Genomic DNA, 10021 nt, shown 5'->3' with positions numbered 1-10021 from the left:
GACCTTCCCACTATACGATCAGGAGTTGCCTGATTCTCGGATCGACGTACGCGTAAAGTATGTCGGTTATCAGGTTGACGAATATCACCAGCAGGACCACCAGGAAGATGCCGCTTTGAACCACCGGGAAATCCCGCGTGGACACCGCCGCGACGATGAGGCTGCCCAGTCCCGGTGTCGAGAAAATCGTCTCTGTGACGATGGCCCCGCCCAACATGTTTCCGAGCTGCAGGCCCACCAGCGTCAGGACGGGTATGAGCGCATTGCGCAGGATGTGCTTTCGGACGATGGCGGACCAGGGCAAACCCTTGGCGTGGGCGGTCCGGACGTAGTCCTGCGACAGCACCTGCAAGACGCTTGCGCGTGTCTGGCGCACGATCAGCGGCGCGACGTGGAGGCCGATGGTCAGGGCGGGCAGAATCATGAGTTTCAGGTTTTCGAAGGGTGATTCCGTGAAAGGGACGTACCCGGAGGGCGGTAGCAGGTTGAAAACGATCGCGAACAGGAGGATCAGCAGGACCCCAAGCCAGAAATAGGGCACGCCAAGGGCTACGGCCGAGAACATTCCGATGACGGTGTCGATGGTCGTGCCGCGTCGAAGCGCGGCCAGTATGCCGGCGGGAATACCGATGACGAGGGCAATGATCAGGGCCAGGCCGCTCAACTCCAGCGAAACCGGCAGGCGGTCGACCAGCATGGCCCAGACACGTTCATTGCTGTGAAGTGATCGGCCCAGGTCGCCGCTCAAGGTCCTGGTCAGCCAATCCAGGTATTGGACGAACATCGGCCGGTCGAAGCCGTATTGCTGGCGCGCGATCTCGCGTTGTTCGGGGGTCGCGAACTCCCCCAGAACGGTGAGGGTTGGATCCCCCGGGATCACGTTGATGACGAAGAAGACGAAGAACGAGACCAGGAGGACCACCGGGACGGTTTGTCCGATTCGCTTCGAAATGAACAGAAGCATCAGCCCGAGGGCGGAGTGTGGGGGTTGGCGCCCTTCGACTTCGCGCCGCTGGCGCGACGCTACGCTCAGGGCGAACGGTTACGTTAATTAGTCTTGAGTAGAATCCCCGTTCGCCCTGAGCGTAGCGAAGCGAAGTCGAAGGGCGCCAGATTTCGGAACGGCTATTTCGCCGTCCACGCTTCGGCGAACACCCAGGCGCCGCCCACCGTGCGCTTCAGGTTTTTCACCGAGGTCCGCTCAACCTGAGTCGACTCCATGAAGAACAGGAAGCCGTAGAGCGCATTGTCGACCAGGTAGGCTTGAATCTCGCGGTAGAGACCCTTTCGCACCGATTGATCGGTCTGCCGAGCGGCATTGTCGATCATGTCGAAGAGCTCCTCGTCGCTCACGCCGGTCCGCTGAATACGCGCGCGCCGTCCGAATATCCGTCCGAACGTCTGCGCGGGGTCGATCCCCGGCACCGTGAAGCGGCCGATGCCGAACATGTGGTTCTTGGCGCGCAGACTGGCCTGCATGGACTGGCGGTCGACGGTCTTGATCGTGAGGTTGATGCCGGCCTCCTTCAGTTGCGCCTGCATGAGCTGGGCCACCGTCGCGTCGGGCTCACGCTTGATGATGTCCAGCCGCGCGTTGAGGCCGCTCGCGTGCCCGGCTTCGGCAAGCAGTTGCTTGGCGCGCGCGGGATTGTGACCGTACTTCTCGAGCGTGGCGTCGAACACCCAGTTCTGGTTGGGTATCAGGGTCGGCGTGACCTGTCCTCTGCCGAGGGTGATGACCTTCATCATCGTTTGTCGATCCATGCCGAACAGGACCGCCTGCCGCAGCCGGATGTCGTTGAACGGCGGCTTGGAAATGTTGAATGCGAACATCACGTGCCGGCCGTTGCCGGTGCGCACGAGCCGAAGGTTGGAATCGCCGCTCACCGTCTTCAGATCCCGGGCGGACACGGTGTCGATGACCTGGACGTTGCCGGACTTGACCTCGATGACCTTGACGGCGCTCTTCTTGATGAACCGAAGGATGACGCGGTCGAGATAGGGCAACGGCTTTCCATCGGCGCCTTTCCGCCAGTAATCGGGGTTTCGTTCGAGGACGATCCTGGATCCCGATTGCCAACTGGCGAACTTGAAGGGGCCGGTCCCCACCGGGTTCCTGCCGTAATCCTGTCCGTGCTTCTCGATGGCGGCGGGCGACGCAATCAGGCCGGCGAAGGCGATGGCCGGCAGCGCGGCCGAGCTCGGCGCCTTGAGATTGATCCGCAGTTCATAGGGGCCGCGTACTTCCACCCCCGTGATCGCGGACAGGTCGGAGGCGCGCGGTGCGTTCAACTCCTTCGAAAGCGCACGACGGAACGTGACCGCCGCGGCTTCCGCATTGAACGCGGTGCCGTCATGGAACTTGACGCCTTGCCGCAATGTGAAATCGATGGATTTCTTGTCGCCGGTGAACTTCCAGCTCGTCGCCAGTCCGGGTGCGACTTCGCCACTTCCCTTGATGTCCAGGAGCGACTCATAAATCTGCCGCCAGACGTAGTGATCCAGGTTGCCGCCGTCACCGAACAGCGGGTCGAGGGACTTCGGCTCCAGCACGGTTGCGCCGACGATCGTGCCGCCTCGCACCGGCTTGTCCTGGGCAAAGGCCGGGTACGCCGCGGCGACGGACACTAAAAGCGCGGTCGCGAGAACCACGGACAGGTTGCGCACACGTCCCGTTCCCCAATTCATGATGTTCATAGGTCGACCTCTTTCAAGCTGCTGTATTAAGTTGTGTGGGTCCGCTTGGGCCGCGCCACGTTAACAAGAGTGGCGGGAGCATGTCAAATAAGTGGCAAGACAGGGCTTATCCGAGCTTGGGGGCATGATGATGAACGCCAGGAAGCTGATCTTGGGAACCGCCGCCTATACGGTCTGCACGTTTTCTCTCGCCGTGGGCTGGCATGTGTTGCTCTTCAAAGAGAGATACGAATCGTTCGGCTACTTCGAGGGCGAGCCGAACTTTCTTGTCGGTTTGCTGAGCATAGTGCTTCAGGGCTTTCTGCTTTCCATCCTGTTTCCAATGCTGACGACCGGGGGAAGCAGTTTTCGGCGAGGGCTCAAGTTCGCCCTCATCACGGGAGCCTTCTTCTGGACTTCCCACGTGCTAGCCTTCGTCGCCAAGCAGCAGGTGGCGGGAACGTCGGCGTTCATCTGGATGGAAACGCTCTATCTCGTGCTTCAATTCGGACTGTTCGGCCTTTGCCTCGGCTTCATCCATCGGGGAGGGAAGTCAGCCTGACGCAACGCCCGCACGCGGCGCCGAGGGGTACGTAGACTCGCGGAAGTTCGATGTTTTGGCCGAGAGTATAGACGCGTTCCCCGCCGCACCTACAAGTACCCCGATTCCCGATAATATCGCTCCGCGCCCGGGTGCAGCGGTATGCACATCGGCCCCTCCTCCGTGTTCCTGCATATCCGGCTCATGTCGAAACGGTCGCCGTCCACCGGCATGGTTTCCTTTCTGGCGGCGATGGCCTTGACCACCGCGTAGGCGAGGTCGTCGGGGAAGTCCGCGCGGCAGAAGAGCGGCCAGCCTCCGAACTCAAGCGCGGGCACGTCCGCGTCCAGCGCCGGGAACGCGGACTTGGGGATGGCGGACTCGCGGAAGCCCAATTGCTCCATCGCGGCGAAGACCGACGGCTGCAACGGCAGGAGCATCATGTCCTTGGCCAGAGCCTCGCGTGTCCAACTCGTGATGCCTTCGTCGAACACGGCGTCATAGGCGCCTTGCTCGATGCCCTCCATGCGCCTCGGGTGCGCGGGGACCGGGACCTTGTCCACGGTGCCGCCCCATTGCTCCACGTCCTCCAGGTTCCAGCCGCAAAGACTCAGGACTCGCCGGATGGTGAACTCCGTGGTGCCTTCGGGGCCCTGTCCCCGGGTCGACAGCCTGAGCGGCAATTTCTTCTCGCGGATTTCCTCCAGCGACCGCACGCCGAGGTCCCTCCGCACCGCGAAGGCGATCTTGTCCCACGAGGGGAAGACCGCGAGGTTCCGGATGTCGATCTTCTCCGTGTAGGGCGCCAGCCCGTTCAACGCCATATAGGAGACCGGCGAAGGGTTGAGGAAGGCCAGGTCCACCTCTCCTTGGGCGACCAGCTTGGGCGCGTCGAATCCGCCGAGGCGGCTGTTGCCGATGCCGTACGAGACGATGATCTCGGAGCCGTTGGGCAGGTTGCCCTGCGCCAGCCCCTGAGCGATCTCGAAAGCCTCGCCGGCGCGGATGTTCATGGTCACGGCGATCCGGATTGTCGTTGCCATCGGGTTTCCCTCAGGTGTGCCGAAGGCCCGCCAGCCCGCCGCCGCCCGTGAGCAGGCGCACCAGCACGTTGGCGCCGACGATGATCATGACCAGGAAGAGCGTCACGGCGCCGGAGTGCTGGGTCATGTCGTGTTCGTTGTAGCTGAAGATCACTCCGGTGAGCACCATGTTGGCCGGCGACAGCAGCAGGATGATCAGGGACAGCTCGCGGGTCGCGGTGATGAAGGTCAGCAGCATGCCCGCGATCACGCCGCTCGACGACATGGGCAGGATGATCTTGGCCATGCGCCGGAACCAGCCGATACCCTGGACCCGCGCGGTTTCCTCCAGGGACTTGTCGATCTGCAGGATGGCGGCGATGCCGGTGCGCGAGGTGAACGGCAGGTTCTTGACCACCGTGATCAGGACCAGGATCGTGAATGTGCCGTACAGCGCGGGCAGCGGCCCCCAGGGAGTCGAGAACATGCCGATGTAGATGGCGCCGAGCGCGATGGAGGGGAAGATGTAGGGCGCGAAGGCGACGCCTTCGAGCCACCTTGCCAGCAGCGTGCCGCGGCCGCGAACCGCCGCGTAGCCCACCAGCAACCCGAGCATGCCGTTGCACAGCGCCGCCAGGACGCCCAGCTTGATGGTGTTCCACAACGCGTTCAAGATGCCCGGGGAATGCCAGATGCCGGGCTCGCCATTGGCGATGTCGATGTCGCTCTTGCCGATCCAGAAATGCGTCGTCAGCCCTTTCAGGGTATATTCCCCCGGCGTGATGACCAGGGATTCCCAAAGCAGGATCAGCATCGGCAGCACCACCGTCACGGCGAGGAAGGCGCCGACCGCGATGGTGGCCGGCCAGCGCCAGGCGCCGAGGGCGATCTCGCGCTGCCGGAAGCCCTTGCCGGTCAGGGTCACGAAGCTCTTCCGAACGCCGATCACGCGGCTGTTGATCCAGATGAAGGTGATCGCCATGACGATCAGGACCAGGGCGAGGACGAAGGCGTCGCCACTGTTGCGGGCGTTCAGCGAGGCGTAGATCTGCGTCGAGAAGGTGAAGAACCGGACCGGCAGTCCGAGCAGGGCCGGCGTCCCGAAGGTGCCGAGGATGCGGATGAAGGTGAGCACCACGGCGGAGCCCAGCGCGGGCAGCAGCAACGGGAACGTGATCCGCCATAGCCGTTGGCGCCGGTTCATGCCGGAGATGGCGCCCGCCTCCTCCAGCTCCGAATCCACCGTCGCCAGGGCGCCCGACATCAGCAGAAAGCCATAGGCGTAGTAGTGCAGCGCCAGGCAGATGACGATGGGAAAGAAGCCATAGCTCACCCAGTCCGGCGGCAGTACGCCGAAGAAACTGGTGATCATGCCCTCGTTGCCGCCGATCCGGTCGTTCTTGAACAGGCTCAGCCATGCCAGCGCCAGCACCCACGACGGCATCATGTACGGCACCACCACCAGCGCTCCGAACACGCCCTTGCAGCCGATGTCGGTGCGCACCATGAGCCATGCCAGGGCGGTTCCGATGCTCACGGCCACAACCGTCACGCAAACGCCGACGGCGACGCTGTTGAATAGAGGCTTCAGGAACAGCGCCCTGGAAAGTGGGCCCGTGAAGACGCGTTCGAGATGGAACAGGGTGAAGGAGCCAACCTTCGCTTCCGGCCGGTAGGCGAGGTCGTAGCTCTGGTAGACCAGCGCGTCATGGATGATCTCGAAAAGCGGCACCAGCACGAGGAAGGACAGGACGGCGAGGCACAGCAGGCCCAGGATCTTCTCCGGCTGGTTCATCAGCCGGTAAAGGTGGTAGGCGAGATTGCTCCGGGAAAGGACCGGAGGCGCCCCCCCGGGATCGGCCGTGTTCAGCGACATGCTTCGGACACTTCCGATGGTGGTCCGCTCAGGCGGACGGTCGTTGATCGAAGAGGTTGGCCTCCGATTCCACGTCGAAGAAGTTCAAGGCGTCCGCTTCGAAGTCGACCCACAGGGTTTCGCCGAGGTCCATCCTTATGAAGCCCGGCTGCACGAGGGTGATGGACTGGTTCTCGGTCCGGACCTGCAGGATCGTGTCGGACCCCTTCGGCTGAACCGATTCCAGCGTTACCTTGAGCCAGTCCTCCCTGGCCTCGGTGGATACGTTGATGCTTTCCGGGCGGATGGTGGCGATGAGGTCCCCTGCGTTCGTCGGCGGGTCGCCGGGGATCGGCAGCCATAGATCGCCGCAATCAAGGCCCACAGCGCCGTTCTTCCGCCCGATAGTGCCGGCAAACCGGTTGATGCCGGGATCGCCGATGAAATCGGCTACGAACAGGTTCGCCGGATGGTGATAGATTTCATAGGGCGTGCCCTGTTGCTTGACCAGGCCCTTGTCCATGACGACGACGATGTCCGACAGCGTCAGGGCCTCGATCTGGTCGTGGGTCACGTAGACGGTGGTGGCTTCCAGGTCCCGGTGCAGCCGCTTGAGCTCGCCGCGCATTTCCGTGCGCAGCTTGGCGTCGAGGTTGGACAGCGGCTCATCCATCAGCAGGATGGACGAGCGCGACGCGATCATGCGCGCCAGCGCCACCCGCTGCTGCTGGCCGCCCGACAGCTCCGAGGGGTAGCGGAGCTGGTACGGCTTCATCTGCACCTTCTCGAGGGCGGCCTCGAGGCGCTCGGCGGTTTCGCCCGCGTTCAGGCCCATCTGCTTCAGGCCCAGCGTGATGTTCCGTTCCACCGTCATGTGGGGCCACAGCGCATAGCCCTGGAATATGAGCCCGAGGTTACGGCGTTCCGGGGGAACGATCACGCCCTTCTGGCGGGAGAAGATGAGCCTGTCGCCGAACCGGATTTCCCCCGTTTCGGGTTCTTCCAGCCCGGCGATCACGCGCAGCGTCGTCGTCTTGCCGCAACCGGATGGTCCGAGAATGGTCAGGAACGCACCCGGCGCCACGGTCAGGTCCAGATGTCGTACGGCGACTTCCTTGCCGTACGACTTCCGGATACCTGTCAGATGGATTTCCTCCATGCCTTGGCTATCTGCTCGAATGCAAGGTCCAGAAGTCACGGACCTTGGGGCCCTGCTTCCACATGTAGGTGGCGTCGACGTTCCAGCCCGGCATGTCGTCCCAGATCTCGCCGCCGGCCGGCAGCGGCACGTCGCTCCGCGGGCTCACCGTGCCCGGGTCGAAGTACGGGGCCAGACCCTGCAACAGGTCCATGCTCGCTCCCTTGTCGTACGGCTTCGCGAGCTTGGAGCTCTTGCTCAACTCGAGGCTGCCGAGCAGGTACGCCGTGAACAGCTTGGCCGCGTTGGGGTGCGGCGCTTGGCGCGCGATGGCGGTGAAGGTCGGGTAGACCAGCTTGCCGACGGGATCCACCTTGGCCAGGATCCTGTTGACGAAGCCCTTGGAATCGTTGCGCGCGATGTAGGTCATGTTGGCGAACGCGATCAGCGGGTTCTTCTGACCCTTCTTGCCCGAGGCGCGGGCCAGCTTCGAGCCGGACTTGAAGATCACCAGGTCGTTGGCGAGCATCCGCGCCCAGAACTCGTGGCCGGCGTCCGGAACCCCCTTGCTCAGCTTGATGGGCTTGCCGGCGTAGCGCTCGTAGGCCGCCGCCATGACGTCGGGACGCTGCATCAGGGTCATCACGCCCATCAGCGTGGAGCCCGACGACAGCGGGTTCTTCATGCCCACCCGGCCCTTGAACTTGGGCTCGGTCAGCTCCCACACGTTCTTGACGGGGGGCGCGTCCGGGTAGGCTTCCGCGTTGTAGAGAAACACCATGGCCTCGTTGACGCGGATCAGCAGCGGGTCCCGGTTCTCCTTGGGAATCCGGTCGACGTAGTGGTGCGGCACGTAGTTGACGAGACGGTTCTTGTTGAGCATCTCGTAGATCACCTGGCCCGAGTTGCCGGTGGTGACGATATCGGCGTTGAAGATATTCGCGTTCTGCTCGCGAATGGTTTTCTCGACCGACTTGACGGACCCGAGGTCGTGCACCGTCACCTTGATCTCCGGATGAAGCTTGGCGAACGGCTTCACCAGCTTGGAGATGCGGCCTGAGGACGTGTAGACCACGACCTCGCCTTCGGCCTTCGCCTTGGCGACGACCTCCTTCCAGTTTTCGTCCTTGTCGTAGGGGCCGAGCTTGGCCGCCTTGAGCCATGCCTCCATCTCCGGCGGCGGGTTGGAGGCGGCGTTGGCGGCCGTGACGAAGGACAAGGCGAACAGGCCGGCCATGAGGACCGCGGACAAACGCGTTATGACGTGTTTCATGGTATCCTCCCTGCGGGGTGACATCACCCGGTTGTGGTTTGTGGGATCGTCGTTCGCTGTATGGGGACACTACATTACGCCGGTTGATGTCACCGCGCAAGGCACTCCGCCGGCCCCCGCCGCGTGTCCTCGGGCGCCGGACGGGATCGTGGGAAGAACAACACATGGCTGCTCCCCTTCCTACCCTCAGCTTGATTGCCCGGGGTCTCGAACCCCACGGCGCGGACCTTTTCGTGGGCGGGACCGCGGCGGCGCGTGACGTCCACCTGTTGCGGGAGCATGGCATATCGACGGTGGTCAACTGCGCGGTCAACGTGGATGTGAATTACGTCCCCGCGCCGGTGGAGGACGGCGGGGAGGGGGAATCGGGCGCTATGTGCCGTGCCGGACACGCTCCGTTCCGGGTCTACAAGCTGGGGCTCGTGGACGGCGACAATCCCGCCGGCATGATGCTCGGCGGGTACTGCATTCTCCATGGCGCTCTCCACCAGACGATGCCGGACAAGGAGAGCTACCCGCGACAGGTCAACGGCAACGTCCTGGTCCACTGCCGCGAGGGACGCAGCCGCTCCGTTGCCCTGGCGGCGCTCTATCTCCACCTGCGGGACCCGGCCCGGTTCCCCGAGCTTGAAGGCGCCATCGCGGCGGTGAGGGAGAAGCGCGGCCTGCCTCCGGAAGAGTGGTCCGAGGTGCCGACACGGGAGATCATCGACGCCGCCGCGGAGGCGGCACGGGCCATCCGGTCGCTGCGCGACCTTGGAATACTTGCCGCCTGATGATGGCGAGCCGAGGCGGACCTTCCAAACGGCCGATCGCAAGACTTTCAATCAGCCGTCATCAATAACGTGAACCTGAAGTTAAAGTTCCGTGCGGCGGCGCCGAATAGATAGTTGTAGGGACGAGTGTTTGCCTTGGATGTAGCGGCGGGGTTTGAACTCCAGTAGCGGAAAGACCTATTATGGACGCCGGGGGTTGGCGGACCGAGGGGAGACGCGCCATGTCTGTATCGGAATGGACAGGAATTACGCAAGCCGCCATCAGCCTGCTAATGGTCGGGGTTGTGTGGGCGGGCATCATGGTGATGCGCCGGGCCGGGGATCAGCGCTCCAAGCGCGAAGACCAACACCACGTCGAAGCCATGGCCGCACACAGGGAAGTCATGGCTTCGCACAAGGAGGTCATGACTTCGCACGCCGCCTCGCACACCCAAGCCATGCGCGCACTTGAAGCCCTGATCGAACGCACCGGCCGATAACCCCGCCACCTCTACGATCCGGTCATCCCGACGGCGCCACACGACAGATTGACCTGTTCGGGGTACCCGCTGCTCCGAGCCAGTACACGCGTGGCTCGCTTCAGTTCGTCCCTTGGGCGTCCTCCACGTGCCGCCCCAAGAGCCTCACCTGCGCCCCAGCCAGCATCTCCCGCAGCTTCCCCCGTATCGCCCACAGGCAGACCAGCGACGGGATCACCATCAGCGTGGTGATGACGAAGAAGGTGGCCCAGTCCCCCTCCA

At 63.5% G+C, this 10021-nt stretch carries 9 protein-coding genes; 3 read left to right on the top strand and 6 right to left on the bottom strand.

Annotated features, from left to right (window positions below; all coding sequences use genetic code 11):
- Positions 1-10: 10 nt before the first annotated feature.
- On the bottom strand, positions 11-964 hold the full coding sequence (locus OXU42_13290) for an ABC transporter permease (protein ID MDE0030362.1): 954 nt from the start codon (positions 962-964) through the stop codon (positions 11-13).
- Positions 965-1125: 161 nt separating this feature from the next.
- Entirely contained in the window at positions 1126-2697 is a 1572-nt protein-coding gene (locus OXU42_13285; GenBank protein MDE0030361.1) for an ABC transporter substrate-binding protein, read from the bottom strand.
- Positions 2698-2788: 91 nt separating this feature from the next.
- Here OXU42_13285 and OXU42_13280 point away from each other — a divergent pair, with 91 nt between their 5' ends.
- Positions 2789-3238: a hypothetical protein gene (locus OXU42_13280; GenBank protein MDE0030360.1), complete on the top strand. Its 450-nt coding sequence runs from the start codon at positions 2789-2791 to the stop codon at positions 3236-3238.
- An 89-nt stretch (positions 3239-3327) separates the two neighbouring features.
- Here the strand turns inward: OXU42_13280 and OXU42_13275 are convergent, their stop codons facing one another.
- The 4 genes from OXU42_13275 to OXU42_13260 are packed head-to-tail and all read right to left on the bottom strand — an operon-like array spanning position 3328 to position 8505.
- Entirely contained in the window at positions 3328-4260 is a 933-nt protein-coding gene (locus OXU42_13275) for a hypothetical protein (protein ID MDE0030359.1), read from the bottom strand.
- Positions 4261-4270: 10 nt separating this feature from the next.
- Positions 4271-6115, bottom strand: coding sequence for an iron ABC transporter permease (locus tag OXU42_13270; GenBank protein MDE0030358.1), 1845 nt, complete (start codon positions 6113-6115; stop codon positions 4271-4273).
- A 28-nt stretch (positions 6116-6143) separates the two neighbouring features.
- Positions 6144-7253 carry an ABC transporter ATP-binding protein gene (locus OXU42_13265; GenBank protein MDE0030357.1) on the bottom strand — a complete coding sequence of 370 codons (1110 nt, stop codon included), beginning with the start codon at positions 7251-7253 and terminating at the stop codon, positions 6144-6146.
- A 7-nt stretch (positions 7254-7260) separates the two neighbouring features.
- On the bottom strand, positions 7261-8505 hold the full coding sequence (locus OXU42_13260) for a substrate-binding domain-containing protein (GenBank protein ID MDE0030356.1): 1245 nt from the start codon (positions 8503-8505) through the stop codon (positions 7261-7263).
- A 164-nt stretch (positions 8506-8669) separates the two neighbouring features.
- On the opposite strand from OXU42_13260, the gene OXU42_13255 reads away from it, so the two are divergent.
- Together OXU42_13255 and OXU42_13250 are read left to right on the top strand one after the other, a co-directional pair.
- Positions 8670-9281: a dual specificity protein phosphatase gene (locus tag OXU42_13255; protein MDE0030355.1), complete on the top strand. Its 612-nt coding sequence runs from the start codon at positions 8670-8672 to the stop codon at positions 9279-9281.
- A 221-nt stretch (positions 9282-9502) separates the two neighbouring features.
- Positions 9503-9760 carry a hypothetical protein gene (locus OXU42_13250; protein MDE0030354.1) on the top strand — a complete coding sequence of 86 codons (258 nt, stop codon included), beginning with the start codon at positions 9503-9505 and terminating at the stop codon, positions 9758-9760.
- Positions 9761-10021 lie beyond the last annotated feature (261 nt).

This window comes from Deltaproteobacteria bacterium, from assembly GCA_028818775.1.
GTDB lineage: Bacteria > Desulfobacterota > Binatia > UBA9968 > JAJDTQ01 > JAJDTQ01.
Note: the sequence above shows the minus strand (reverse complement) of the source record. Positions and strands in the feature narration are given on the sequence as shown.